The organism is Pedobacter sp. NO84, assembly GCF_059703915.1.
On the sequence record NZ_AP046575.1, the window covers coordinates 361,982 to 388,975 of the forward strand.

Genomic DNA, 26,994 nt, shown 5'->3' on the forward strand with positions numbered 1-26,994 from the left:
CTTACCCGGAATACGAAAAGGACCATGAAAAAAAATTAAATTTACTACAAATTCTAAATCAACACATGAAACGAATACACTCCCTTTTTCTACTTCTAATTGCCCTTCATTCGGTTGCTTTTAGCCAGGAACTTAAATATGTTAATGCCCATAACAATTGGAATGCCGATTCATTAGGGAACCAACGGGCCTTGGTGAGCTTTGTGGGTACCGGCAAAATTGCAAAGGTTAACGTGTTATGGAGACGTAGTGACCCTAATCTAGAACTAAAAGCAATTATTGTTGAGGATGCTAAAACAGGAAAAAGAGTTGATCGTGTTTTGCCCTTATCAATTACCAATGAAAAAGGGATTATTGCTTTCGAGCCAACAAGCGGACAGGGCATGTATTACATTTATTACCAACCCTACAAAAATGAAGGAAGATCTAATTATCCCAAAGGTGTTTACCCACAACAAGAAAAAGTTCTGGATTGGGTTTCCAAAAAAGAAATAGACGCATTGCCCGTAAACTCTGACGTACTTCAGATAGAATCGATCAACTCCTTTAATAGCGTTTATCCCATGGAGGTAATCGCCACAGCTGCAGAACTAAATAATTTAAAAATTAAGCAATTACAGCCCGCATATTTGGTTTTTCCTGAGAAAAGAAATTTTCCCATTGTAATGAAAAATGAGATTCCACAGCGATGGATTCTCAAAGGAATTCAAAAAACTTTTGCCGACAAGGCCCAAAGAGGAGAAAATTTTTCTTTTCAGTTAGGGGTATGGGCGCTCAAAGACTTGCAAAACGTAAGGCTTAAGTTTGGTGATTTAAAGAATGGATCTGGAAACAAAATTAGCGAAACTCTATTTTCTTGCTTAAATACCGATGGTATTTCGTATGATGGGTCAATACTAAAAAAAGAAGTAAATGTAGCCCAAAGCCAGGTTCAGGCCTTATGGTGTTTGGTGCAAATTCCTACTTCAACAAAACCTGGGAAATATACAGGAAATGTAATCGTTTCGGTTGGCAATGCACCTTCCCAAACCATTCAGATAAATCTACAGGTTGATCCACAACTAAGCAAGGAAAATGGCATTAATGAACCTTGGAAACAAACCCGTTTAAACTGGCTAAACTCTACATTAGCTCAAAAAAATGAGGTGATTAAACCTTATGCCCCTCTTCAAATAAACGGGAATGTGATCAGTTTTTTAGGGAGGAAAATAGAATTGGATAAAAATGGCTTTCCAAAACAGATCCAAACCTTCTTCAGTCCAGAAATGACTGATTATACCTCCATACCGAATAATCTACTTGCCGAAAATATCCACTTCCACTTTGTGCGCAAAGCCGATGGCAAGAATATCAAATTTACGGATGGGGGAGTTGAATTTACTAAAAAAGAAGCAGGTACAGCACAATGGAAAACTAAAAGCACAAATGATAGTCTACAGGTAGATGTAACTGGTAGTTTAGAATTTGATGGTTTCTTAGCCTATACCGTTAAAGTAACAGCCTTAAAGGAGGTAAACTTGAAAGATGTTACCATGCATATCCCTTTTAATAAAACTGCAGCCACATACATGATGGGATTCGGAGAAAAAGGGGGATTACGCCCCGAAAAAGTAGAATGGAAATGGGATGTGGCTACAAAAAATCAGGATGGAGCCTGGTTGGGTAATGTTAATGCCGGACTCCAATATAGCTTAAGGGACGAAAAATACATTAGGCCTTTAAATACAAATTTTTATCTGCAAAAACCGTTGTTATTGCCTAGTTCATGGGGAAATGGAGATAAGGGGGGCGTTACGATCGCGATCAAAGGAAGTTCAATGCTGGCCAATAATTATACTGGCGAACGGCAGATGAAAAAGGGAGAAGTACTTTATTATAATTTCACTCTGTTAATTACTCCATTTCATACCATAGATACCGACTTTCAATGGCAGAATCGGTTTTACCATAAATACAGTACTGTTGATAGCATAAAAGCTACTGGGGCAACGGTAGTAAATATTCATCATGCCACGCCCATAAACCCCTGGATAAATTATCCGTTTATTGAGCATGCGAAGATGAAAAGTTATATTGATGAAGCACATCAGAAAGGACTAAAGGTAAAGATTTATAATACGGTTCGAGAACTTTCTAACCGGGCCTACGAAACTTTTCCAATGCGCAGTCTAGGGCATGAGATTTATTCGCCAGGTAAAGGTGGGGGCTTCTCGTGGCTGCAAGAACATGTAAAAGACGATTATATTGCTGCCTGGTTTGTCCCTGAAATTAAAGATGCGGCCATTGTAAACAGCGGAATGAGCAGATGGCATAACTATTATGTAGAGGGTATGAACTGGTTAACGAAAAACGTAGGGATTGATGGTATTTACCTTGATGATGTTGCATTTGATCGCATTACGATGAAACGGGTAAAAAGAGTATTAACCCAAAATGGACATCCTGGAATTATCGATCTCCATTCGGCCAATCAGTACAATAAGAGTGATGGTTTTAATAATAGTGCCAACCTATATATGGAGCATTTCCCCTATTTAAACCGCTTATGGTTTGGCGAATATTTTGATTACGAAAAGAATAAACCCGATTTCTATCTTACTGAAGTGAGTGGAATTCCGTTCGGTTTAATGGGTGAGATGCTTCAGGATGGAGGTAATCCGTGGCGTGGAATGATCTACGGCATGACCAATCGATTACCCTGGTCGGGCAATAATGATCCACGGCCCATTTGGAAGGCATGGGATGATTTTGGAATGAAAGGAACGAAAATGGTTGGGTATTGGTCTGAAAACTGCCCGGTTAAAACCAACAATCCGCAGATATTGGCAACAGTTTATAAAAAACAGGGTGCCGCGTTAATTGTTGTTGCCAGTTGGGATGACAAGGATGCAAAAATTGCGCTAACTATTGATTGGGGTAAATTGGGTATCGACCCTGCAAAAGCAGTGATCAGTGTTCCAGAGATCCAAAATTTCCAGGGGGCTGCGTCTTTAAGTGTTCAAAGTGAAGTTAATATCCCTAAGGGTAAGGGATTGATGATTGTGGTGAGGGAGAACTAAAACCCAACTTACGAAGTTTTAAAACTTCGTAAGTTTATTTAAGAAAACTTCGTAAAGTTCTTTAAGAAAGCTTCGTAAATTTCTCTAACCTTAACCTATTGTATTGCTGCAATAAATTGGGATAAACATTAAAAATAATGTTGTTGGTTGTAATTAACGATGCCCACGCATAATCCTTGTTTACAATCGCAATAACAGCAACGGATAGAAAGATTAAGAAAAGTTGGAAGTGAAACCTTTCAAAATGATAGGTTTTGGAGAGGTAATTTTTTATTGATTTTGGTGTTTGAATAATCTTGTAATCAGGATATTTTTTTCTGAGGAATTGGTTTGCCAAATCGCCCTCTTGGGCAAATTTTCTTATAATTTTTACACCCAATTTTTTGTAAAACTGAACACTCTTACTGAATTGAATTAGGTTGAAAAAGGAGTTTGGTAAAAGATAAACCAAAAAGCTTAGTCCAACAATCCAATAAACAGAAGAACGATTTTGGGGTTGATAGCAATAAATTGAAATGGGAACGAGGTTCACAATAGACCAAAATACACTTGGTATGGCGTGATAAAGGAATATCGTCCGTTTCATTTTTTTTGTCCAAACTTACGAAGTTTTTAAAACTTCGTAAGTTTTAAATCAAAAACAAACATTTTTATCCCAAATGGGTTATATTAAAAAACGCAATTATGAATAACTTTTTCAGAACCATCATCGCTGGATACAGCGCAAAAAAATTAGGCGGGGGATGCCTTTCCACTATTGTAATCTTTGTAATTATTTATTACGCGCTGGGGTATTGCTAATGCAATTGCCTCTTTAAAACTTGTCATTTTTATTGTAAAGGTCTTTTGGCTTTTTAGACCTGATTAGAATGCCATACAATTTATCGGTGACCTGATATTTTTCTATGAGGTTTGCTTGGTTAATAATTTCTAAATCAATAAAAATCGCATCATCAATAATACCCAAATTACCTTCATAATTACCAGTTTGTATCTTGTCATTCAGTATATAGACAAAATTCTTATCATCTCCGATTTTGACATATAAACTATCGAATGAAGGTGATTTTTTTCTTAAATATGAAATATACTTTTTTCTGGCAAATGCTTTGGTTTCAACAATTACAACACCATCTTTGGCCTCACTCCCAAATTGTTTGATTGCATCTTTGTTATACAAAACCTGCACATAAGTAACTTCTTCTGCATCTTGTTTAGAAAGTTCATCTTTCCCCACTTTTACATTATCTATAATATATATTGGATTCGCGCCAAGCTTCTGAATTGCTTTTTCTGGAGATTTTTGCGCTTTGCCGTCTATAGCTAATAAGATTAGTACCAAGCCTATTAACACTTTTCGAATTGTATCAAAAGAAGTTTTCATTCAATTAAGATTGATAATTTAAGAATTGCAATACTTTATTTTCTATTATCCCTCCAAACCAATCTTCCTTTTGTTCTTTTTTCGAAGAAGTCTTTGCATTTTCCATCACCTTTGCCACTAAACCCACCATCTGGTTGGCAAATTAGGTTGCAATCGCTATCGAAGAGCGAACTGGGGATATCACAGCATTTTGCGGGAATATAGTAAACAGTTTTCCCGTTATATTCATATTGCCATATGCTGGATGGGGGATTGGCGACTTCTTCGCTTTTAGTCTGTTGAATTTTTTCGGAGAGGCAAGGCGGAATACCTGCAAAATCTTCTTTTTTGCAGGTTTTTGCCTGTAAAAGTACAAACGCAACCAATATAAATTTAAATGGTGATGCCATGATTATAATTTACTAAGGTTTAAAGTTTTAGTTTGGTTTAAACCCAACTCCTCCCGAATGGATCCTTCCGGCTCAACTAGTAACGCCCCACTCCTAACTCCCAATTTTAAAGATTTCCTCTAAGTTCCTGCTCCCGTTCTAAAGATTCGAACAATGCTTTAAAGTTACCCGCCCCAAAAGATTGCGCACCTTTTCTTTGGATAATCTCAAAAAACAAGGTTGGCCGATCTTCAACTGGCTTGGTAAAGATCTGCAAGAGATAACCTTCTTCATCACAATCAACCAAGATCCCCAAAGTTTTTAGCAGTTCGATCTCTTCGTCTATCTTACCCACGCGATTAGGCATCATCTCATAATAGGCCTCGGGCGGAGCACTTAAAAATTCTACTCCACGGGTTTTCAGTTCTTTTACAGTTGTAACGATATCGGCGGTGGCAACGGCAATATGTTGCACCCCTTCACCTTCATAAAACTCCAGGTATTCTTCAATCTGCGACTTCTTTTTGCCCTCAGCGGGTTCGTTGATGGGGAATTTAGAAAATCCGTTGCCATTGCTCATTACCTTACTCATCAAGGCAGAATATTCGGTATTGATTTGCTTGTCGTCAAAAGAAAGAATGTTTACAAATCCCATTACTTCTTCATACCATTTTACGGTTTCATTCATCCTGTTCCAGCCTACATTGCCCACGCAATGATCGATGTATAGGAGCCCAGCTTCACTTGGACTATAATCGCTTCTCCATTCGCGATAGCCGGGCATAAAAATCCCGGTATAATTTTTACGTTCAACGAACATATGAATGGTTTCGCCATAGGTATAGATGCCAGACATTCTCACTTCACCGTTTTCGTCGGTAAGGGTTTGTGGCTCCAAATAGGGTTTTGCCCCTCTCTTGGTGGTTTCTTCGAATGCGCTATAGGCATCATCTACCCAAAGGGCCAAAATCTTAACCCCATCACCATGTCTTTTTACGTGCTCGGCAATTGGATGGTCAGATTTTAAAGCGGTAGTTAATATCAGCCTGATTTTCCCTTGTTTTAATACATAAGAAGCCCTGTCCCTTACTCCAGTTTCGGGACCAGCATAGGCTAAGGATTGAAATCCGAAGGCTGTTTTATAATAATGTGCGGCTTGCTTGGCATTGCCCACATAAAATTCTATATAATCCGTTCCATTAATTGGAAGGAAATCTTGTGCTGCTGCTATTTTTTCTGCGAATGTTTGTGTGCTCATTTTTAAAATTTTTAAAGTTTGACGTATGGCGTATAGCGTTCTGCACGCTTACCGCCAAGCGCTTTGCGCTATTCTACGTTAATTTGCCAACTGGTATGGTAGCTTTCATCCTCGATATCAACAGCATCCTGCGTTAACATCAATGGTCTGAAAGGGTCTATCATTACGGCCAGCTCTTCTGTTTTTTCCTTTCCGATGGATTTTTCTACCGTACCGGGGTGTGGTCCGTGGGGGATACCTCCTGGGTGCAGGGTAATCTGCCCTTTAACTACACTTTTACGACTCATGAAATCCCCATCTACATAATATAGGACTTCATCACTATCTACGTTGCTATGGTTATATGGGGCGGGAATCGAAAGCGGATGATAATCGTATTTTCGTGGAACAAAAGAACAGATCACAAAATTATGTCCTTCAAAAGTTTGATGAACTGGCGGTGGCTGATGCAAACGTCCTGTTATGGGTTCGAAATCATGAATAGAAAATGCCCATGGATAATGAAAGCCGTCCCATCCCACAAAATCAAATGGATGTGTACCATAAGTATATGGATACATGATTCCTTGCTTTTTGATCAAAACCTTAAAATCACCAAGCTGATCTATCGTTTCCAAATCCATCGGGCGCTTAATATCGCGTTCGCAATAGGGAGAATGCTCTTCCAATTGTCCGAACGAATTGCGGTAACGCTTTGGTGTACGAATGGGACTAAAGCTTTCTATGATAAATAAGCGGTTTTGTGTGGTATCAAACTCCAATTGATAAATTGTACCTCTGGGAACCACCAAATAATCGCCATAGGCAAATTTAATTTTACCGAAACCGGTTTTTAATGTGCCGGTACCTTCATGGATAAAAATAACCTCATCTGCCTGACTGTTCTTGTAAAAGTAATCTGTCATCGATTGCCTTGGTGCTGCCAAAGAAATGTGTAGATCGCTATTTACCAAAACAGGTTTACGGCTTTTTAAATAATCATCTTCTGGTTTGATATTAAAACCAATTAAACTCGTGTGGCGAAGATGTTTTTCACGGGCAATTTTAGGCTCCACACTATAGGGTTCTCCCAATGATTTTACAATGGTTGGTGGATGACAATGGTATACCAGTGAGTATAGGCTAGAGAAACCTTCGGTAGAAACCAGTTCCTCGGCATAAAGCTGGCCATTAGGTTTACGAAAAACCGTATGTCTTTTGGGAGGAATAGTTCCTAAAGTATGGTAAATGGGCATAGCGTTAGGGTAATTTGGTTAGAATTATAATTACACAGATTAATTTGATTATACAGATTAACGATTATCTACACAATTATTTATATAATAAGTCTATTTTGGGAAATTTGTTTGAAATGATATCTGCTCGATTTATTATTATCAGCGGTGTAATCTTTAAAATCGGTGTAGTCTTTTAATAGAATATTGAGCGAGCACTAATTTTGCGAGCATTTTATACCGATAACATGCGATCATGTCTCTGATTAAACTGATATATAATGCAATTAGCCTCATAATTTTTGATAAATTTAAGGATATAATTTAGAACTAAAAACTTTATTATCTTTAACCAAACTGAAGCTCTTATGAAAATTATCTTTATATTTTTGCTAAGTCTGATGATCGGTCTTTCCGGTTATGCTCAAAGTAAAGCGAAATATAAAATTAAAGTAAAGGATAAACGACACCTGGTAACTAGAGGTTTTTTTTATGCGGCTGCCGATGATGGTATAACTCTAGTGACCAATAATTTAGATACCCTTAAATTAGCTGCCGAGAAGATCTCTTCTCTACACATTCGAAGAAAAGGAATAATAGCTCCATTAATGGTAGTTGGTGCTGCGCTAGGAATTTATTGTGCGATTAAATGGAGCGGTTTTTTCAGGGCGGGTGATTTAGTCTTACTTACTGTTCCAGTGGGTACCGGTTTAGGTTATGTTCTTGGAGAGCTGGTCTCAAACAAACAAAATTATAGAAATCTAGAAGCCAAAGATTTTCCGAATATCAAAGATGATCTGCAGAGATATACCGAAATTAAATAGTTTGTTCGGAATTAGGCTAATTGTATAATAGTCAGGCTGTTCTTAATTTTCTAATGCAAAAGCAAGGTATATTAATGTAAAACACTAGCTTTAGTCTGTATTTAGCCAACTATTATATGAAATTAGTATCTTATAAAACTGAAGATAGAGAGCACTTGGGCGTGTTTGTAGATGGACACATTTATAATCTCAATTCTTGCAATAAGTTAATCCCCGATGAAATGAATGCCTTTTTGCAAGGTGGAGACGCGCTGATGGAAAGGGCAAGGCTGATTAATCAGGATATTATTGAGGGTAAACTAAAACCCAAGGAGGAGATCTTTTACGAAATATTAGCTCCCGTTCCCCACCCCACTTCGTGCAGAGATGGATATGCTTTCAGACAACATGTAGCTGCTGCCAGACGGAATAGAAAGGTAGACATGATTACCGAGTTTGACCAATATCCCATCTTCTATTTTACCAATCATAATGCCATTCAAGGGCCAGGAGAAATTCCTTGCATGCCTGATCATTTTCAAAAATTAGATTTCGAATTGGAAGTTGCGGTGGTTATTGGTAAAAAGGGCCGTAATATCAAGGCAGCAGAGGCTGATGAATACATTGCTGGGTACATGGTGATGAACGATATGAGTGCGAGAACCTTACAAATGGAAGAAATGCTGCTAAATTTAGGTCCGGCAAAAGGAAAAGATTTCTCAACGGTGATTGGCCCGTGGTTGGTTACCCCAGATGAACTTGAAAAATATAAAGTTGCACCAAAACCTAATCATGTGGGCAATGCCTATAATTTAAAAATGACATGTAGAGTTAATGGTATTGAGCTTTCAGCGGGAAACATGGCTGATATGGATTGGACATTTGCCGAAATTATCGAGCGTTGCGCTTACGGAGTTGATATTTTACCAGGGGATGTGATCGGCTCGGGGACGGTTGGTACAGGATGCCTCTTGGAATTAAATGGGACCGGTTTACTTAACGATCCAAATTATAAGGCACAATGGCTACAAGATGGAGATGATGTTGAAATGGAGGTTACAGGCCTCGGGTGCTTAACCAATGTGATTAAGAAAATAGATACGGATTTTTCAATACTTGAGCTGAAGAAATAGAAATGTTGAAATGTTGTATAGTTCGAAGGTTGAAAAGTTCGGTATAAATGTTAAATTTGTATATGGAAGCACTTATCATTTATCCTGAAAATAAAGAGCAGTTAATTGCGGTAAAAGCAGTGATGAAGGCCATGAAAATTGCTTTTGAAAAAAAGGCCGAAATGTATCCTGAACATGTGCTTGATGGAGTAAAGAAATCGCTGCGCCAAGCAAAAGCTGGAGAGTTAAAGCCCTATAATGGGTTGAAGGACATGCTGGTTTAGTTTTGGTTTTTACTGTTTTTTATACACCAACTGCAAAGGAGACCTTGAATGTTATCTATAATTCGATAAGAAATAGGTTTAGTGAAGCTACTGCTAATAAATTTATCTCAAAAGCGGAAAAAACCATTCAATTAATTGCTCAAAATCCATACATGTTTAAATCTTCACCAATTGACGAACATGTAAGAGTAGGTTTCATCACGAAACAATCGGCCATATTTTATCAAATTATTGAAAATAACATAAACTTATTGTTCTTTTGGGATAATCGCCAAGAAACGCTATTTAAATGATTAACACTTATTTTAACTACCAGCTGGTGTCTCCACCTGCCGGAAGTGAAGATAAGTATAACCCGCTATAGGTGAGGACACCTACCAATATAAATTTTTACCTGCCGGCTGGTGTCTCCACCTGCCGGAGGTGGAACATAAAACATTACAACCCACCAACTAAACCATGTTAACCCTAAACACAAAAGATCTTACACCCCTCCAGCTCCAAAACTACCTACAATATGCCATTGCGCCTAGGCCAATATGCTTTGCTTCAACTATTGATAAAGCCGGTAATATCAACCTTAGTCCGTTTAGTTTCTTTAACATGTTTAGCACAAATCCACCTATGTGCATTTTTTCTCCGGCTAGGAGAGTGAGGGATAATACCACGAAGCATAGCCTAGAAAATGTATTAGAAGTTAAGGAATGTGTCATCAACATTGTTAATTACGCGATGGTACAGCAAACCAGTTTGGCCAGTACCGAATATGCAAAAGGAGTTAATGAATTTGAAAAGGCTGGATTTACAATGATCCCATCGCAGTTGGTTAAACCGCCACGGGTTGCCGAAGCTCCCGTTCAGTTAGAATGCACGGTTAAAGAAGTAATTGCCCTTGGCAACCAACATGGTGCCGGAAACTTGGTCCTTGCAGAAATAAAGCTTATCCACATTAGAGAAGAAATATTGGATGTGGATGGCAAAATAGATCAGGCAAAAATAGATCTGGTTGCCCGTTTGGGAGGCGATTGGTACTGTAGGGTTACTCCAGAAAGTTTATTTAAAGTCGCCAAGCCATTAACTACTTTGGGGATTGGAGTAGATGCTTTGCCAAGTTCAGTTAGAAATTCAAATGTATTAACAGGTAATGATCTAGGTATATTGGGTAATGTAGAGCAATTGCCAACAGCTGACGAAATTGATGCGATGCGATCCAACAGTGCAGTGAAAGATATTTTAGATGCAACAATTGGTGATCATATCAACCAAGAAAGAGAACTCCATGAATTAGCACATCGGTTTTTAGGTGTAGGCAATGTGGTTGATGCGTTGAAAATAGTGCTTATGGGCTGATTATCTCCTTATCGCATCCACTAATTAATCCCTCTTCAGATTCTGATAAGAAATTTCACACATTTCCTTTAGTACGTCGAAATGGATATCCGAAAGTTTTTTCACATAGATACAACCTTTACCAGTTTTATGTTTGCCCAACCGGGATAGAACTGATTCTCTTTCTGCTGCTTTACAGCCTAGGATATAAAGGCTAATGTTTGCCTTACGTGGCGAAAAGCCCATCATAAACCAATCGCCCTCACGTCCAGTTGAATACGTATAACGATAATCTCCAACACCAACAATTGCCGAGCCCCACATTTTGGCTGGGGCATGGGTAATTCCTTCCATGAGCTCACAAATTTTTAAGCAATCTATACGGGTGGTTTCGTCGGGAATTTTGTTGAGAAATGTGCTCACAGATTGATCTGTTAATCTGGTTTTAAGTTCGGCCATAGTGTAAAACTGAAGTATGAAGATACGAAAAGTAGAGCGTATGGTGTAAAGCGTTCTGCGAATAAGCTCATCGCTATTCCATAATACTCACCGCTTTCATAAACCTACTTTTGTAATAGGCATTGAAGTCAGTAATTGTTACGCCATTTGCCTTTCCAGAAGTAGAGTGGATAAACTTAATCTCCCCATTATCGATGGCATAAATAATCCCCACATGACCAATTTTCCTAATTCTAGGATTAGTTCCTGTAAAAATAAGCACATCACCTACCTTAGCATCCTCTAGTTTTATTGGAGTTCCAGCTGTCGCGAACTCTGTTGATGAGCGTGGAACTTTAAATCCGCAACTACTAAAAACATAACTCACAAAGCCTGAACAATCAAATCCTTTACTTGGATTACTTGATGCATATCGGTAAGGAGTACCCAACATTGATTTCGCCAAATCTAACAATTGTGAGGCAGGGGATGTAGTAACAGTAGGTATCTTCCCTAAGATCTTCCCCATCGCTTTCTGATATTGCTCAGGTAATGATAAGTTATCTTGCGCTCGGCTTGCAAGGGCAAAGAAAGTAAGGAAGCAAAAAATCAGTAGAATTTTCTTCATTGTTTGGATTACAAACATAATAAAAAGTTCTCAGTTCTCGGTTTACAGTCGACAGTTAGCTTAGCTGAAAACTGCCCACTGCCCACGGCGAACTGAACTAGGGGGTTGTTACTGCAACGGGCAACACTTTGCCGTTAAAGAATTTATGCCCGGTTTTGGCAAAATCTGCGATATACTTGCCCATTTCGAATGCTAATACCGGACTTTCATATCCCGGAAATGCTGCTTCTAACATTTCTGTTTGGGCAGAACCCAAAGCGAGACAGTTTACTTTAATCCCGGTTTCAGCAAGTTCAAATGCCAAACACTCGCTTAAGGTATGTAAGGCGGCTTTACTTGCCGAATAAGCAGCAAGTCCTGCAAATTTAACGCTTCCTTGAAACCCTCCCATGCTCCCAATATTGACGATATGGCTTCCGCTTTTCATAAAAGATAAGGTATAACGGATCATCTTAAAATGACTCATTACGTTCTGTTCTAACATTTCTGCCAGATCGGCTTCCGTAGTTTCTGTAAAAGGCTTGTTAATAAGATTTCCCGCATTATTGATCAGGATGTCCACTGTTCCCAATCGATCTTTAATAAATGGAATAAGTACCGAATAATCATCGTTTACCAAATCAAAGGCAACAGGTAATAACGTGCAATCAGGATTAATTCCTTTAGCGATTTCATGGAGCTTACGTAACTTATCAGCAGATCTTGCAATGCACAAAATTTTGTTTTTGCTATCTAACGCAAATTCTAAGGCAGTTTCAAAGCCAATTCCACTACTTGCTCCGGTGATGATGATGTTCATAGTTAAAACCCCTCAAGGAATTTAATTGTTAAATTGTTAAATTGTTGTATTGTTAAATTGCGGTATCGCCATCCGGCCAACAATCAAACAATAAAGCAATTATTCTTCGGTAATCAACTGTGTTACCGGGTTAGCAATTACATGCAGTCCGTCGTTGATCAATTTTGTATATTCTTTTTCTGTAGCTGCTTTTACTTCGAGATAGATGCGCAGTTCTTTTTCAAATGCGGCGTCCAAGGCTTTATGATGTACTATTTCCAAAATTTGGAGTACACACAACCAATCTGTACGATGTTCGGTTTTTAAGGTTTCGAAAGTTGAGGGCAGCTCTTCATATCCACTTTCTTTTTCGCGGATATCACGAACTTTTTGGTACAAAGTATGCAGGTGGAGTGTTTTTTCGTCGTAAACAACTTTATATGTTTGTTCTTTACTTACAAAAACAAGTTCTTCATAGGCATCTTTATCGGCAGCGCCATTAAATACAGAAACTATCTTTTCGCCTACGGCCATATCGTATGTGCCCCATTCTGGCTTAAACAATATATTTCCGTTACTCTCTTTAACAGTACACTCTTCAAAGGCGATTAAAATTAACTTTTTTTCCTGAATGTTAATTTCCATAACCTTTCCATTCACTTCAATTCCGCTTTCAAAAACAAGCTTTGCTACTTTTCCTTTACTAATTCCCCTAGATTCAAGCAAAGTTAAGCCAAGATCCTCTAGCGGTAGATCACTATCTTTAAGCTTGCCAACCGGCGAAGAAAAGCCATCAGCATGATAGTTTCTTCCATGGCCGGGCAACTCCTTGTTGTTAAAGGCCAATGCAGATGGTCCAGTAGTTTTGATGAAGGTTAACTCATCATTTTTATCCATTCCCAGATCTGTAAAAATACCTGTAACCTGTAATCCAGAGCTGTAAACAGCGGTGCTTGGGTTTTTACATTCGATTGCTTTAAGAATGCTTTCGGCACCACCCCTTCTAAAGGCCATGGTATCAGCATAGGCTTCAAGTACATCGATTAGATTTTGGAAATTTTCGGTGACAAATAATTGGGGCTGTTGCTTTGTAATGTCGTATTGATAATTGATGGTATCTAATGAATACCAGATTTTTTTGATTGCTGGATCCATACAGGTTGCGCTTTCGCCGATAGATGAAAGCAATGCAGCGCCATATATTTTTGGATTTTCTAAGGTCCCAATCAGTCCATACTCCACTGTCCACCAATGTAGGCGTCCTAATAAAGCCATTTCAGAAGATTCGCCCATGTTTTCGGCGGTTTGCTGTAGTTTATTTTCTGCTGCGGCAATTTCTTCCTCATCGGCACCCACTGCTTCTTTTAAAATGGAAAGCTTTCGAATGGCTTCATACAATTCGTAATCTTTACTGCTAAACATTGCTTTTGCGCCGATTGAACCAAAATAACTGAGGTAATTATTATAATCGGTATCAGCAATAATTGGTGCATGACCAGCACTTTCGTGAATAATATCTGGCGAAGGTGTGTATTCGATATGGTTAATTTGACGAATGTCTGCTGCAATTACCAAGACCCTACAAGCTTGGTACTCCATAAATGCTGCTGGAGGGATAAAGCCATCAACCGTAACTGCACCCCAGCCAATTTTACCAAGGTTATCATTCATCGTTTGAAGATCCGGAATATATTCGATACTAAGGCCCGCCCTCTGTAAACCTTTGATATATGGATAAAATGCTACGTGTTTTAAATAACTGTAGTTTTGACGCATCACGTAACGCCATACTGCTTGATCTATGGGCGTATATTTTTCGTAATGCTGCTCAACGATAAACTGCCTCAAATGTTTAGGCAATTTAGCTACTTGTGCATTGTTAAAGTCATTAAAATCACTCATGGGTAGTTTGAATTGATTATGGCTAAATTAGCTTGTTATTGCTTCTAATCCAAAAAAAGTATGAGGTTAGGGTATTAAATGATTGTTTAAGAGGCCCTTTTTACAAATAAGTGTCTTTTGCAATTTCCCAAGAGTATGGTTTTTTAAATGTTTGGAAAGTTTTTAATTCCCTTATTTCCAGCTTATGCCATTTTGTAGTTAATTTTTCTAACGAACCCTTTCCTTTACTCAGCTGCCATTGTTTTGTTAAAAAATTATAACTGTAACTTTCGAAGGCGTGGGATGCCCTATTAAACGAATTATTTTCAGCGCTAATGAACACAAAACGACGCTCGTTATAACGGAATTTATAAGACGAATTGTTGATGATCCAACTGCCTGTATTGTAAAAAAGTTGGAAATTTATCTGCAGAATTCCTTTGTCGATTTTAATGGATTGATAAGGATCCTCCGAGTTTGGATTATCATCATTTAAGATAAATGAATTACTTTGCTCTACCACCCATAGCTTTTGGGTTGATTGATCCCTAAATAAAATCACCAAAATCCTAGGCTGAGTTACTACTGGACCAGCAAATTCGTCGTCTAGCGCAAGCTTTACATTATCCTTATGTTGAATAATCAATACTAGGTCGTTGATTTTATCATTATTTAAATCTCCACTTACTGAATCCTTCACCTTCCAACCGTTTGGGATAAAGTTAGAGGCAACTTTTCCTTCCGATTTAATTATAGGATAAGAGAAGCCCTGTCCGAATACCCAAGCAGGGTTTAAAACAAGTAGTAAGATTAAAAATTGTCTCATAAGTTGAATGTATCTCGCTTTCTGCAGTGATTTAAAATGATTATACAATTTAATACTTTAAGATTAAAATATCAATTATTGTGATTGTATCAAAGATGTAGGAATTATAAAAAGAATAGAATTTGATTTAACTTACAATTAAAACAAACAAATAATGAGGACAATTAAATTAATCGTTGTAATTGCATCTTTTGCAGCTCTTGCTGGATGTAAGAATAAAGAAGCAGATTTTAAAGACCCCTTGCTAGTTAACCGGGATACTACGGTAAGTGCAAGCGACGACTTTTATCATTATGTAAACGGAGGATGGTTTAAGAGCCATCCCATTCCAAGTACCGAAAGAAGTAATGGGATTTTTAGAACAATTCAAGACACGATAAATGCACAAATAAAAAATATCTGCGAGAAATCTGCTCAGCACACCAATGCGGCAAATGGAAGCAATGAGCAGAAGATAGGCGATTTTTATGCTTCTGGAATGGATACGCTTGCGATTGAGAAGGAAGGGTTGAAGCCCTTAGCCGCTGAAATGGAGCGTATTGACAAGATTAAAGATGAAGCATCGATATTAACTGCCATAACCCACCTCAATACCATAGGTGTATCCGCAGCCTTTAATTATGGTGTAGGGCAGGATGATAAAAATAGCAGCAAATATGCCGTTTTCTTTCATCAAGGAGGATTGGGAATGGGAAACCGTGATTATTATTTTAACACAGACAAGGAAACGGTTACCATAAGAAATGAATATGTGAAGCATTTAAATGCGATGCTAAAACTGATGGGAAATGATTCGGTTACAGCCCAAAAAAATGCGGCTATAATTATGAAATTAGAAACAGAATTGGCCAAATCTTCACGCAAGTTGGAAGCACTTAGGGATCCAATTAAGAACTACAATAAAATGAGTGTGGGTCAGTTCAAGGCTCTAGCACCAAATATCAATTGGCCAGCCGTATTAGCCGAATTGGGTGTTGCCAAAGCAGATACGGTTATTATTGGTCAGCCAGAATTTTATGTGGCCTTAAATAAAATGATAAAAAGCTGTCCAATTGAAGGTTGGAAAACCTATTTGAAATGGAATTTGATAAACTCTTATGCCGATTACCTGAACAGCGCTGTGGATAAGCAGAACTTCCATTTTTATTCTACGATTATGGGCGGTGTAACCGAGCAAAAGCCCCGCTGGAAACGGGTGGTTGAGCAAACCAATGGATCGTTAGGAGAACTTGTTGGGCAGGTGTACGTTAGCGACTATCTGCCAAAAGGGTCAAAAGAGAAAATGCTAGAAATAGGTAACAATATTCGTGATGTGTATGCAAACCATATCAAAAACCTGGATTGGATGGGCGAGGCTACGAAAAAGAAAGCATTGCTAAAACTCAGTAAAATTACCATGAAAGTTGGTTATCCGGATAGATGGAAAGATTTAAGTAGTATGGCTATTAATAGGAACTCTTATTGTGCCAATGTAATGGCGGCCAACAAATGGGCATACCAAGAAATGGCAAATAAATTTGGTAAACCCGTTGATCGTACCGAATGGAATATGTATCCACAAACATATAACGCGTATTACAATGCCAGCAATAATGAAATTGTTGTGCCGGCATGTAATATTTTGGTTCCTGGTTTCGAAAACAGAATGCCTGATGATGCCATTTTATATGGGATTATCGGAGGGTCAACGTTCGGCCACGAAATTACTCACGGATTTGACGATCAAGGGAGCCAATACGATGAAATGGGTAACTTAAACAATTGGTGGTCGGCCGAAGATTTGGCGAAATTTAAGATAAAAACAAAGTTGATAGTGAAACAGTTCAACAAATTTGAACCTCTGCCAGGAAAATTTGTAAATGGTGATGCTACTCAAGGTGAAAATATTGCCGATTTAGGCGGGGTTGTGATGGGACTGGAAGCGTTTAAGAAAAGCCCACAATACAAAGGAGGTGAAAAGATTAGTGGCCTAACACCAACGCAACGATACTTTATGGGCTACGCTTATGCCTGGATGGTGCAACGGAAAAAAGAGGCATTGGCAAATCAAATCATGACCGATGTACATTCTCCGGAGCAGTATCGTATCAATGGGCCATTAGCCAATATTCCCGAATTTTATAAAGCTTTTGGTGTTAAACCAGGAAACAAGATGTACCAACCGGATAGTTTAAGGGTGATGATTTGGTAGGTGTGTGGCTAACCTCGTAGGTTCTACAGAACCTACGAGGTTAGCTAACCGATTTATTTCTTTGTGCCAAACTTCTTTACGCTAAACGTAAAGTAATGTTGGTATAGATAACTAAAAACGGCAATTAATATCATAATTATCAACCGTGTTACCGTTTCATAAATTTGAAGTATTTCTACAAAGAATTTAAAAAGAAAAATGTTCAATAACACATTGATCAACTGTAGGTTTAAAAAACGAAACAATTGGATCCTTCCCCTTACTTCACTATGTGTAAAAACAACATACCTGTTTAGAATAAAGCTGTATGGAATTGTAAAAGCAAAATCAACGGCTAAGGCTGCGGTTCCACGTTTTAGTGTTACAAACCAAAAAGTAACTTCTTCGGTGGTGAAAAGAAATTTAAATGATAAATAAAATACAGCGTATCCAAAAACCAACGTGCTCCCTCCAGTAGCCAAGTACCTGAAGTTATGGAGGGAGATGTACTTTTCAAAAGGCGGGTAGAAAAAATCTATCAGGGCTAAAATTACTTTTCGCATTGTATGTGGTTAGTGCTTGCTGTTATCGGGAGCCGACGGTTAACTTATCGTTAATCATTGTGTTATTGTATTGTTGAATAAATGCTTTTAGGTATTTTTCCATGCCGGCTTGTACCTCTGGCGCTTTGTTAACGATATTGTTTTTAGTTAAGCGATCGGTTTTTAAGTTAAACAAAACGAGTGATTTTAGCCCATCATTAATTAAAAGGTAATCGCCCTGATACAAATTATAAGTACCATCGTTATTATTCACTACAAAATTATTTGTTTTTGGGTCAAAAGCATCAAAGCCGAACGCAAAATATGATTTATTATAATTTAAATAGTTCAAAACAGTTGGCATAATGTCTATTTGCTGTATCAATTTATCTGTTGTACCCTTTAATTTACCTCCAGGATAATAGAACAAAATAGGTATGGAGAAGAATCCGGGTGTAGTTTGGTATTCGGGAAGGTAGGAAACGGTAGCATGATCGGCAACTAAAACAAATAAGGTATGATTGTACCAAGGCATTTTAGCAGCAGTTGCAAAGAACTTGCGGAGAGACATGTCTGTATAGCCCATTGGCTCCTGAACTGGCAATGGCCCTTTTGGGAATTTTCCGATATATTTTTGAGGGACCTTAAATGGATGGTGAGACGAAACAGAGAAAAATGCAGAGAAAAAAGGTTGTTTAAACGTATTTATTGTATGGGCCATATACTGTAAAAAGGGCTCATCCCAAATGCCCCAAATTCCGTCAAAGTCTTCATCGTTATTATACTCTGTTTTACCATAATATTTTTTAATGCCTGCCAGATTGGTATAAGCAGAAAATCCCATAGACCCATTTGGAGCCCCATGAAAAAAGGCGGTTTGATAGCCTTCATCACCTAATATTTTGGCTATACTGCTGGTTTTGTTGCCCGAATACGCAGATAGCACAAAGGGTTCCCGGATAGAAGGAATTCCAGAAATAATAGACGGTAGGGCATCAATCGATTTTCGGCCGTTGGCATAGGTATGCGATGAGGTAAAACCGTTGGCCACTAAACTATCGATAAATGGAGTGTAGCCTTTGTATGTTCCGTTAAGTAAATCTTTATTAAGGGCACCAATATGTTCTTTGCCCAAGCTTTCGATGATTAAGAAAACAACATTCAACTTTTTAAAAGGCGCTTTATTTGAGGGTAGGTGGATGGGAGTATATAAACTATCAAGCGCTTGCTGCGAATAGAAATGTACGGGTTTTAAACTCACAGCCTTTAAGGTTTTCATGATACTAAAAGGAGTATTGAGCACCAAACCGATATCACTTGGAGATTTTACATAGTCGCCCGCATTGCTCATTGTAATGGGGCGGGTACTATGCCGCCAGCCTCCCCGCATACCAATAACAGCCAGCCCAGCAATAGGTACTAGCATTAGTGTCTGGAAAACATAGATTTTCCAAGAAAAATTCGGCTGTTTTTTTAGCTTAACAAATGGATAGAGTTTAATGAAAACATAAATAAACAAAGCTAAAAGGAGCACTAAATACCAATAATCGCCTAAAAAATCCAGAGCTAATTTAAATTTGTTTTGCTCATTGCTAAATTGGGTAAAAACACTGGCCGTGGTCCGTTTTAACGTGTATCTATAATAGGCGAAATCTGCAAAGTTTGCCAAGAAACCTATGCTGTTAGAAACGATAAATAACCACTTGCAAAAGCGTTGATATCCATGTCGGTACTTAAACGGAAAGGGAATGGCCTGTAACAAAATGTAAAGCGAATTGATATAGAGGAGCGCAACCAGATCAAATTTTATCCCCCCAATAAATATAGAAACTAGATCGCTGAAACTGAGATGAGCGAATAAAGATCGGTTTGTAAGATAAAACCCTAACCTACACAATGAATATAGGCCCAGCAGCAGCACGAAATGATAGGCTAATACCCCGTAGATTGATTGTTCTTTTAACTGCTTTTTAACCATTGCACTAAATATCGGGGCAATTTAAGGAAAAGAAAATAGAGTCCGAAAGTCGGGAAGTCGGGAGGTACGAAAGTTCAGAAGTCCAGAAGTCCAAAAATAGCAATAAGTTAATCCAGAAATTGGTTAATCATCCGCAACGCGTACCTTAAACTAGCTCCTCTCTTAGGGACAGCCTGAGCTAAGGTAATCAGTGTAATCCTCTTTAAACGGTGCAATCATCCACGAAGTGAGAAATCAGTGTAATCTTTTAATCGGTGTAATCATCCACGAAGTGAAAAAACGTTGCAATCATCCACAATGTGGGAATCAGTGTAATCTTTTAATCGGTGTAATCATCCACGAAGTGAGAATACGGTACAATCATCCACAATGTGAGGATCAGTGTAATCTTTTAATCGGTGCAATCATCCACAAAGTGAAAAAACGGTACAATCATTTAAAATCAGTGTAATCATTTTATATCTTAGCCTTTCAAATGAAGAAATTAGTTAATGCCTTAATCTTTAGTGTTTTTACATTAACAGTTTGCGCCCAAACGGATACGGTAACATTCAATGCTGAAGTATTTGCACTTCAAAAGAAATATGCGCCGGATAAACGTTCCGTATACTTTAACTTTCAGGTTAAGAAAGATTCACTGATACTCGAAACCACATCTCCAGAAGCTATCAGTGCTTTTGAAGGGCTTAAATCTACCATGCTCTTATCAAAATTTGTAGCTATTCAATTGCCTTCCAAATCTTTAAATGGTTTGGAATATGGAGTAGCTAATCTTTCTGTAGGCAATAATAGGGCAAATCCACAGCATGCAGCAGAACTGATGACACAAATGCTATTGGGTACTCCTATACAGATCTTAAAAAAACAAGGCGGATTTTATCTGGTAAAAACTCCTGATGGTTATCTCTCATGGACCGATGGGGGTGCCATTAAATTAATGGATAAACAACAGTTTGAAGCATGGCAAAGAGCAGAAAAAGTAATATTTACAGCAGATTACGGACACGGATTTAGCGCAGCTGATGTAAATTCTGACAGACTATCTGATTTGGTGAGCGGTAATATCTTGTTGCTCTTAGGTAAAGAGGGCGAGTTTTATAAAGTCGGTTATCCCGATGGTAGAGTTGCTTTCGTACCAAAAACGCAATTAGATCTTTATCAGCACTGGGTGAGAAGGCCAAATCCCGACGCAAGATCAATATTAGCTACCGCACAAACTTTAATGGGTGTTCCATATTTGTGGGGAGGTACTTCTATCAAAGGAGTTGATTGTAGCGGATTTACCAAAACGGCCTACTTTTTAAATGGTATTATAATTCCACGAGACGCCTCACAACAAGCGCTGGTTGGAGACGCAGTAGATGTATTGGAAGGTGATACCATCAGCATTGCTAAATCCCTAAAGAATCTTCAGCCCGGTGATCTGCTGTTTTTCTCAGCCGTAAAAAGACGTGGCGTTAATGGGGGAAGAGTTTCCCACACTGCAATATACATGGGTAATGGCCAATTTATTCAGAGTGCGGGAATGGTAAGAATAAGTAGCATAATTGCTACCGATCCTAATTATGATGGTGTACAAACCGGCACATTGGTTGGGGCAAGAAGAATTTTAACGGAAATAGGGAAGCCAGAAATTACACGTGTGCAAGAGCATAACTGGTATGGGAAAAATTGAGCCTAAAACAACCATTTGCCACAAAAAATTTGTTCCAAGGGCCAGTGTAGAGTTCACTAAAACGTTAGTCTCCTACCGTTAACTTGTTATTTCTTCTTTTTAATAACCATCCCTGGTCGCCTTTTATTAGGAGAGATTGATTTCACTATGGTTTCGCCTTTTAAGGTTTGGGCATCATCTTTACTGATGGAAAGTGAGTATTGGTAAGCGTTTTCAATCAATTTTTTAATATCTTCTTTAGGAAAATCGAGCTCGGTTTTTACTTTAATGTACCGGTATTGGTTTCCATTTCCCAGCAAAATTTTCTTTGGATCATCGATTTTGCTTCCCCAATAAAAGCCAAAATGTACATATTTATTGCTTCCAACGGCAATGGAACAAAAAATTTCTCTCATTCTATCTGAGGGCGACCATCCAAAGGCAACGGCATTGTAATTATCGTAGATAAGTTCGTTGCTATCTGGATACAAATCCCATACAAAATCTCTTAGCCATAAGGCGATTTCCTGAATTTCCAAATCGAATGGCGCCAAGAAGTTAAGGAGATCAGTTGTCTGTTTTTTGCTCATTTTAGTTCTTAATAATCTTGGCCAAAAATTTTCCCTCTGTAATATTTTTTACATCCCCAACAGAGTTGATGGCAATAAAATCAAATGTTCCTCTTATTGAAGTGTCGTTAAACAGCGTAATATTTATATTTCCCGAATCGGCAAAAAAGACTTGGGTTACTGGATCAATGCCGTTGGTATAGAGAGCTGATGAGAATAAATCTGCAGCATTGTAAACACCTACGCCATTAAAATCTTGAAATTGAAACTGAAAGGATTCAACCCCTTTTTCGCCGCTTAGTGAGAGGTAATTGGTGCTATTTTCTAGTGTGGCATTTATGATATCACAGCTTACCAATGTACCATTAACCTTTGCGCTCATGCTGATTGTAACGGGTGGTAATGAACTGCCAGGGCCAGATCCTTCAATAAAGTCTATATCTTTTTGACATGCGTTGAGGCAAGCAGTTAACATTAGAACTAAATAAATGAAAAGCCTAGATTTTTTCATGTACTAAATTAACAAATAGTACAGAAATTCTTGCTAAAATATTTACTTCACCATCGCGCTGTAGGCTCCAATTGTTTTTGCCTAAATTATTAAGGCATAGTCATGGTAGTAACTTTTACATCGAACTTGCCTTCGGTAATATTTTTAGTGTCGTTTATACTAGGGTCAGGATTTCTACCCAAGAAACTAAAAGTGCCTTTGATATTGGTTGCTGTAGCACTAGTAATAATTATTTTTCCTGATTTAAACTCAGCTTCATAAATTCCGCTAAAGCTCGAATCAATGTTATAGGAAGCCGAAGTAGCACCTTGATATTCATAGGTTCCTACACCATTATAGCCATCAATCGCGATTGCCATACTTTTCACGCCGTTAGTACCAATCACACTCATTGTATTGCCGATCAATGGTCCTTTAATATTATGGCCTTCAGCTGTAAAACTCATTAAAGTCCCATCTATTTTTGCACTCATGCTTTTGTCTCCAGCCGCAGGAGGAGGTGCAACTACTGGCGCAAGGTTAATCACAAACGAGCCGTCGGTAATTGTTTTACTTTGCCCAGCCATTGAAGTACCTTTAAAATTAAAAGTTCCTTTTATCACCTTATCGGTAACAATAGAAATTACCAAGGTTCCAGAAGTAGAGGTATAAGCAGCGTTGATAGGATCCGTCGAATCTTTTAAATATACTCCAGATGCCTTGGTGATGTCTGTTAAATCATAAGATCCAGCCCCCTTATATTCCATAATGGTAAAACCGAAGCCTTCCACGCCTTTGTTTCCCATAATTTGCAGTCCGCCCCCTGCAGCAGCTGGATAAAACGTAGCGTTAGAAATAGGGCATTCTAACAATACGCCATCAATTTTGCCCTTAAAACTAAATTGTTGTGAGCCCGATGAGCCAGATCCCGGACCAGAACCCGCCACAAATACAATGGGTTTTTGACAAGAATTTAATGCTAAACTCAAAATAGCAACCAATGAGAGGAGAGCGCGTAATTTTTTCATTTTATTAAGGGTATACACTAAGCTAATAAATTTTTCCAACTAACTTTATCACCAATAATTTTTTCTAGATCGGTAATTGCCACACGCTCTTGTTCCATGCTATCGCGATGGCGAATGGTTACTGTATCATCTTCCAAGGTTTGGTGATCAACTGTTACGCAAAAAGGAGTACCAACTGCATCCATACGGCGATAACGTTTACCGATGGCATCTTTTTCTTCATATATGCAATTGAAATCAAATTTTAGCCGGTCCATAATTTCGCGAGCTTTTTCTGGTAGCCCGTCTTTTTTAGTCAAGGGAAAAATCGCTACTTTAATTGGTGCTAATGCAGGATGCAAGCGCAATAAGGTTCTGCTATCCTCACGCTCTGGAGTACTTAAATCCTGCTCTTCGAATGCGCTGATCATTGTTAAAAGGAACATACGATCTAATCCGATTGAGGTTTCGATCACATATGGCACATAATTGCCGTATGGTTTACCTTCTTCATTCAGATCATTATCAAAATATTGCATTTTCTTGCCAGAATATTCCTGATGTTGGGTTAGATCGAAATCTGTGCGACTATGGATGCCTTCTACTTCCTTAAATCCGAATGGAAATTGGAATTCGATATCTGTAGCCGCATTTGCATAGTGGGCCAATTTAACATGATCGTGGAAACGGTATTTTTCTGGGGCTGTACCTAATGCTTGATGCCATTTTAAACGGGCCTCTTTCCAATAGGCAAACCATTTTTTATCCTCGCCAGGGCGAACAAAGAATTGCATTTCCATTTGCTCAAACTCACGCATGCGCATGATAAACTGGCGTGCAATTACCTCGTTTCTAAAGGCTTTTCCTATTTGGGCGATTCCGAAAGGGATTTTCATCCTACCGGATTTCTGTACATTTAAAAAGTTTACGAATATCCCTTGGGCAGTTTCCGGACGAAGATACACTTCATCGCTTCCTTCGGCCATCGCCCCAAACTGTGTACTGAACATGAGGTTAAATTGACGTACATCGGTCCAGTTTTTAGTGCCACTAACCGGACAGGCAATTTCATGTTGTTCTATTAAAACTTTCAGTTGAGGCAAATCTTCGGCCGTTAAGGCAGCATCCATATCAGCCTGTAATTGGGCCGCTTTATCGGTTTTACCATCTTTTTCGTAACGAGCTATTTTATCTTCCAATAACTGATCGGCACGATATCTTTTTTTCGAATCTTTATTGTCGATCATCGGGTCGTTAAAACCATCAACATGACCGCTTGCTTTCCAAACTTTGGGATGCATAAAAATTGCGGAATCTATCCCTACAATATTTTCATGCATCTGTACCATGGCCTTCCACCAGTATGTTTTAAGGTTATTTTTTAATTCGGCACCCAATTGTCCGTAGTCGTAAACAGCGCTAAGCCCATCGTAAATTTCGCTACTCTGAAATACAAATCCATATTCTTTAGCGTGTGAGATTACATTCTTAAATTGTTCGTCGTTCGTTTTAGCCATAGTAGGGCAAAGATAAATAAAAATGTAAGATGGAGAGACGGAAGATGTAAAATGGCGATGAACTGATTGCTAGATTGAAGAGAATATTAAGAAATGGATTGTTATATTGTTAAATTGTTGTATTGTTGAAGGGCAGGGTTAAGAAGGGATTGCTTTATTGTTAAATTGTTGTATTGTTGAAGGGCATGATTCAGAAAGCCCTTGTTATTGTTAAAAGAATGAAAGTAAAACGTTCTTCCCATTTAGTTGATGTTGGGAATGGGTTTGAGCGTCACGCAAACAATTTAACAATAGAACAATACAACAATTTTCATTACATCTTCCATTTTACCTCTTACCTCTTACATTTTTTGTTAATTTTGAATCTTAAATCAATCCACCTACAGTGAGTATTAGCGTAAAGAACTTATCTAAACATTTCGGTAAGCAAAAAGCGGTAGATCAAATAAGCTTTGAAGCCCGGCCAGGTAAGATTTTAGGATTTTTGGGGCCAAATGGGGCTGGGAAATCTACCTCTATGCGAATGATCACCGGGTATTTAACACCTACTTCGGGCGAAGCTATTATTTGTGGAAGGAGTATCTTAACCGATGAGATGGCAGTGAAGAGAATGATTGGCTATCTCCCAGAAAATACGCCACTTTATACAGACATGTACATCAAGGAGTTTTTGGCCTTTGTTGCGCATACTTATGGGCTCGACCGCATTAATGATCGTGTAGAAGAAGTAATAAAGCAAGTTGGTTTAACAATGGAACAGCATAAAAAAATTGGGATGCTTTCTAAAGGGTATAAGCAACGCGTTGGACTGGCGCAGGCGATTATCCATGATCCACAAGTACTCATTTTGGATGAGCCTACCTCAGGATTAGACCCAAATCAACTTACTGACATCAGGACATTGATCAAAAGTCTGGGAGGGGCTAAAACGGTTATTTTGTCTACCCACATTATGCAAGAGGTTGAAGCCCTCTGCGACGAAGTTATTATCATCAACAAAGGCAAAATTGTGGCAAATTCGCCAATTGAAACACTTAAAACGCATTACCCTGGGGATTCCTTGGAAGATATATTTAGAAAATTAACTATAAATTAAATGAAAAAGTACAGCTTAATCCTCACCATATGTTTAGCATCCTTTATTTTTAAGGCTAGTGCCCAGAAAAGCAATCTCGGTATTGGTGCAGAATTGGATATCCCCTCTGGTAACTCGTCCAACATTTCTACTATTGGTTATGGTGCCGGGGCTAAGCTTGAAATTGGCTTGTCGAACAAGTTCTCCCTTACCTTTAATGGGAGTTATCTTATGTTTTCGGGAAATGGAAATGGTGGCTTAAAAGGGGCAAAAATTACTGCGGCACCTTTAAAAGCAGGATTAAAATATTATACTTCCAGAAATTTTTATATAGAAGGCCAGGCTGGAAGTAATGTAATAATTAAAGGTTTAGGTCGCTCAGGAGTAGCTTGGTCGCCTGGTTTAGGTACTTTAATCAAAACTAATAATTCTGAAAACTGTATCGATATTGGGCTTAGATACGAATCGTGGACAAGCAAAAACGTTTCTACTTTAGGTTCTAGTAATTCGACGTTCGGCTTTATCGGTATACGAGTGGCCTATGCTTTCTTTAACCTTTAAGGAAATTTAAGGCCTCTATTGCATTTCATTGGGTAAGTGTTCTGTTAGAAATTAATCTACTGAAAGTCA

26 protein-coding genes are annotated in these 26,994 nt (G+C 38.4%); 10 read left to right on the forward strand and 16 right to left on the reverse strand.

Annotated elements, in window-relative coordinates:
• Positions 1–65 precede the first annotated feature (65 nt).
• Complete coding sequence (locus AC6H0V_RS01685) at positions 66–3,059, forward strand: glycoside hydrolase domain-containing protein (protein WP_497561974.1); 2,994 nt, start codon at positions 66–68, stop codon at positions 3,057–3,059.
• Positions 3,060–3,120: 61 nt separating this feature from the next.
• Here the strand turns inward: AC6H0V_RS01685 and AC6H0V_RS01690 are convergent, their stop codons facing one another.
• The 5 genes from AC6H0V_RS01690 to AC6H0V_RS01710 all read right to left on the reverse strand — a co-directional run bounded on the left by AC6H0V_RS01690 (position 3,121) and on the right by AC6H0V_RS01710 (position 7,304).
• Positions 3,121–3,645 carry a glycosyl-4,4'-diaponeurosporenoate acyltransferase CrtO family protein gene (locus AC6H0V_RS01690; protein WP_497561975.1) on the reverse strand — a complete coding sequence of 175 codons (525 nt, stop codon included), beginning with the start codon at positions 3,643–3,645 and terminating at the stop codon, positions 3,121–3,123.
• Positions 3,646–3,873: 228 nt separating this feature from the next.
• Positions 3,874–4,443, reverse strand: a complete 570-nt coding sequence (locus tag AC6H0V_RS01695) for a hypothetical protein (protein ID WP_497561976.1) — start codon at positions 4,441–4,443, stop codon at positions 3,874–3,876.
• A gap of 35 nt (positions 4,444–4,478) precedes the next feature.
• Positions 4,479–4,832 carry a DUF6970 domain-containing protein gene (locus tag AC6H0V_RS01700; RefSeq protein ID WP_497561977.1) on the reverse strand — a complete coding sequence of 118 codons (354 nt, stop codon included), beginning with the start codon at positions 4,830–4,832 and terminating at the stop codon, positions 4,479–4,481.
• 106 nt (positions 4,833–4,938) lie between these two features.
• The gene (gene hppD / locus AC6H0V_RS01705; protein ID WP_497561978.1) at positions 4,939–6,069 is read right to left on the reverse strand and encodes a 4-hydroxyphenylpyruvate dioxygenase; all 1,131 of its coding nucleotides are present in this window, start codon (positions 6,067–6,069) and stop codon (positions 4,939–4,941) included.
• Positions 6,070–6,137: 68 nt separating this feature from the next.
• Complete coding sequence (locus tag AC6H0V_RS01710) at positions 6,138–7,304, reverse strand: homogentisate 1,2-dioxygenase (RefSeq protein WP_497561979.1); 1,167 nt, start codon at positions 7,302–7,304, stop codon at positions 6,138–6,140.
• Between the two features lie 347 nt (positions 7,305–7,651).
• Between AC6H0V_RS01710 and AC6H0V_RS01715 the strand changes: the two genes are divergently transcribed.
• The 5 genes from AC6H0V_RS01715 to AC6H0V_RS01735 all read left to right on the forward strand — a co-directional run bounded on the left by AC6H0V_RS01715 (position 7,652) and on the right by AC6H0V_RS01735 (position 10,832).
• Positions 7,652–8,107, forward strand: a complete 456-nt coding sequence (locus tag AC6H0V_RS01715; protein WP_497561980.1) for a hypothetical protein — start codon at positions 7,652–7,654, stop codon at positions 8,105–8,107.
• A 116-nt stretch (positions 8,108–8,223) separates the two neighbouring features.
• Positions 8,224–9,219, forward strand: a complete 996-nt coding sequence (locus AC6H0V_RS01720) for a fumarylacetoacetate hydrolase family protein (RefSeq protein WP_497561981.1) — start codon at positions 8,224–8,226, stop codon at positions 9,217–9,219.
• A gap of 62 nt (positions 9,220–9,281) precedes the next feature.
• Entirely contained in the window at positions 9,282–9,482 is a 201-nt protein-coding gene (locus tag AC6H0V_RS01725) for a DUF2683 family protein (RefSeq protein ID WP_497561982.1), read from the forward strand.
• Between the two features lie 2 nt (positions 9,483–9,484).
• The gene (locus AC6H0V_RS01730; RefSeq protein ID WP_497561983.1) at positions 9,485–9,775 is read left to right on the forward strand and encodes a type II toxin-antitoxin system RelE/ParE family toxin; all 291 of its coding nucleotides are present in this window, start codon (positions 9,485–9,487) and stop codon (positions 9,773–9,775) included.
• Positions 9,776–9,941: 166 nt separating this feature from the next.
• Positions 9,942–10,832: a flavin reductase family protein gene (locus AC6H0V_RS01735; RefSeq protein WP_497561984.1), complete on the forward strand. Its 891-nt coding sequence runs from the start codon at positions 9,942–9,944 to the stop codon at positions 10,830–10,832.
• A 24-nt stretch (positions 10,833–10,856) separates the two neighbouring features.
• On the opposite strand, the gene AC6H0V_RS01740 is transcribed toward AC6H0V_RS01735, so the two are convergent.
• The 5 genes from AC6H0V_RS01740 to AC6H0V_RS01760 all read right to left on the reverse strand — a co-directional run bounded on the left by AC6H0V_RS01740 (position 10,857) and on the right by AC6H0V_RS01760 (position 15,362).
• Positions 10,857–11,270, reverse strand: coding sequence for a DUF1801 domain-containing protein (locus tag AC6H0V_RS01740; RefSeq protein ID WP_497561985.1), 414 nt, complete (start codon positions 11,268–11,270; stop codon positions 10,857–10,859).
• Between the two features lie 73 nt (positions 11,271–11,343).
• Entirely contained in the window at positions 11,344–11,877 is a 534-nt protein-coding gene (locus AC6H0V_RS01745) for a C40 family peptidase (RefSeq protein ID WP_497561986.1), read from the reverse strand.
• Between the two features lie 97 nt (positions 11,878–11,974).
• Positions 11,975–12,676, reverse strand: a complete 702-nt coding sequence (locus tag AC6H0V_RS01750) for an SDR family NAD(P)-dependent oxidoreductase (protein ID WP_497561987.1) — start codon at positions 12,674–12,676, stop codon at positions 11,975–11,977.
• 99 nt (positions 12,677–12,775) lie between these two features.
• Complete coding sequence (locus tag AC6H0V_RS01755; protein WP_497561988.1) at positions 12,776–14,557, reverse strand: aromatic amino acid hydroxylase; 1,782 nt, start codon at positions 14,555–14,557, stop codon at positions 12,776–12,778.
• Between the two features lie 100 nt (positions 14,558–14,657).
• On the reverse strand, positions 14,658–15,362 hold the full coding sequence (locus AC6H0V_RS01760; protein ID WP_497561989.1) for a hypothetical protein: 705 nt from the start codon (positions 15,360–15,362) through the stop codon (positions 14,658–14,660).
• Between the two features lie 154 nt (positions 15,363–15,516).
• Here AC6H0V_RS01760 and AC6H0V_RS01765 point away from each other — a divergent pair, with 154 nt between their 5' ends.
• Positions 15,517–17,553 carry a M13 family metallopeptidase gene (locus AC6H0V_RS01765; RefSeq protein ID WP_497561990.1) on the forward strand — a complete coding sequence of 679 codons (2,037 nt, stop codon included), beginning with the start codon at positions 15,517–15,519 and terminating at the stop codon, positions 17,551–17,553.
• A 53-nt stretch (positions 17,554–17,606) separates the two neighbouring features.
• Here AC6H0V_RS01765 and AC6H0V_RS01770 read toward each other — a convergent pair whose 3' ends face one another.
• Both AC6H0V_RS01770 and AC6H0V_RS01775 read right to left on the reverse strand, forming a co-directional pair.
• Positions 17,607–18,095: a GtrA family protein gene (locus AC6H0V_RS01770; RefSeq protein ID WP_497561991.1), complete on the reverse strand. Its 489-nt coding sequence runs from the start codon at positions 18,093–18,095 to the stop codon at positions 17,607–17,609.
• Positions 18,096–18,117: 22 nt separating this feature from the next.
• Complete coding sequence (locus AC6H0V_RS01775) at positions 18,118–20,052, reverse strand: LTA synthase family protein (RefSeq protein ID WP_497561992.1); 1,935 nt, start codon at positions 20,050–20,052, stop codon at positions 18,118–18,120.
• A 475-nt stretch (positions 20,053–20,527) separates the two neighbouring features.
• Between AC6H0V_RS01775 and AC6H0V_RS01780 the strand changes: the two genes are divergently transcribed.
• Positions 20,528–21,727 carry a C40 family peptidase gene (locus AC6H0V_RS01780; protein WP_497561993.1) on the forward strand — a complete coding sequence of 400 codons (1,200 nt, stop codon included), beginning with the start codon at positions 20,528–20,530 and terminating at the stop codon, positions 21,725–21,727.
• A gap of 86 nt (positions 21,728–21,813) precedes the next feature.
• On the opposite strand, the gene AC6H0V_RS01785 is transcribed toward AC6H0V_RS01780, so the two are convergent.
• The 4 genes from AC6H0V_RS01785 to AC6H0V_RS01800 form a co-directional block, all read right to left on the reverse strand.
• On the reverse strand, positions 21,814–22,296 hold the full coding sequence (locus AC6H0V_RS01785; protein ID WP_497561994.1) for a hypothetical protein: 483 nt from the start codon (positions 22,294–22,296) through the stop codon (positions 21,814–21,816).
• 1 nt (position 22,297) lies between these two features.
• Positions 22,298–22,786, reverse strand: a complete 489-nt coding sequence (locus AC6H0V_RS01790; RefSeq protein WP_497561995.1) for a DUF6252 domain-containing protein — start codon at positions 22,784–22,786, stop codon at positions 22,298–22,300.
• Between the two features lie 89 nt (positions 22,787–22,875).
• The gene (locus tag AC6H0V_RS01795) at positions 22,876–23,793 is read right to left on the reverse strand and encodes a DUF6252 domain-containing protein (protein ID WP_497561996.1); all 918 of its coding nucleotides are present in this window, start codon (positions 23,791–23,793) and stop codon (positions 22,876–22,878) included.
• 17 nt (positions 23,794–23,810) lie between these two features.
• Complete coding sequence (locus AC6H0V_RS01800) at positions 23,811–25,289, reverse strand: glycine--tRNA ligase (RefSeq protein WP_497561997.1); 1,479 nt, start codon at positions 25,287–25,289, stop codon at positions 23,811–23,813.
• A 385-nt stretch (positions 25,290–25,674) separates the two neighbouring features.
• Between AC6H0V_RS01800 and AC6H0V_RS01805 the strand changes: the two genes are divergently transcribed.
• Entirely contained in the window at positions 25,675–26,385 is a 711-nt protein-coding gene (locus AC6H0V_RS01805) for an ATP-binding cassette domain-containing protein (RefSeq protein ID WP_497561998.1), read from the forward strand.
• Complete coding sequence (locus AC6H0V_RS01810; RefSeq protein WP_497561999.1) at positions 26,386–26,925, forward strand: hypothetical protein; 540 nt, start codon at positions 26,386–26,388, stop codon at positions 26,923–26,925.
• Positions 26,926–26,994: the final 69 nt, after the last annotated feature.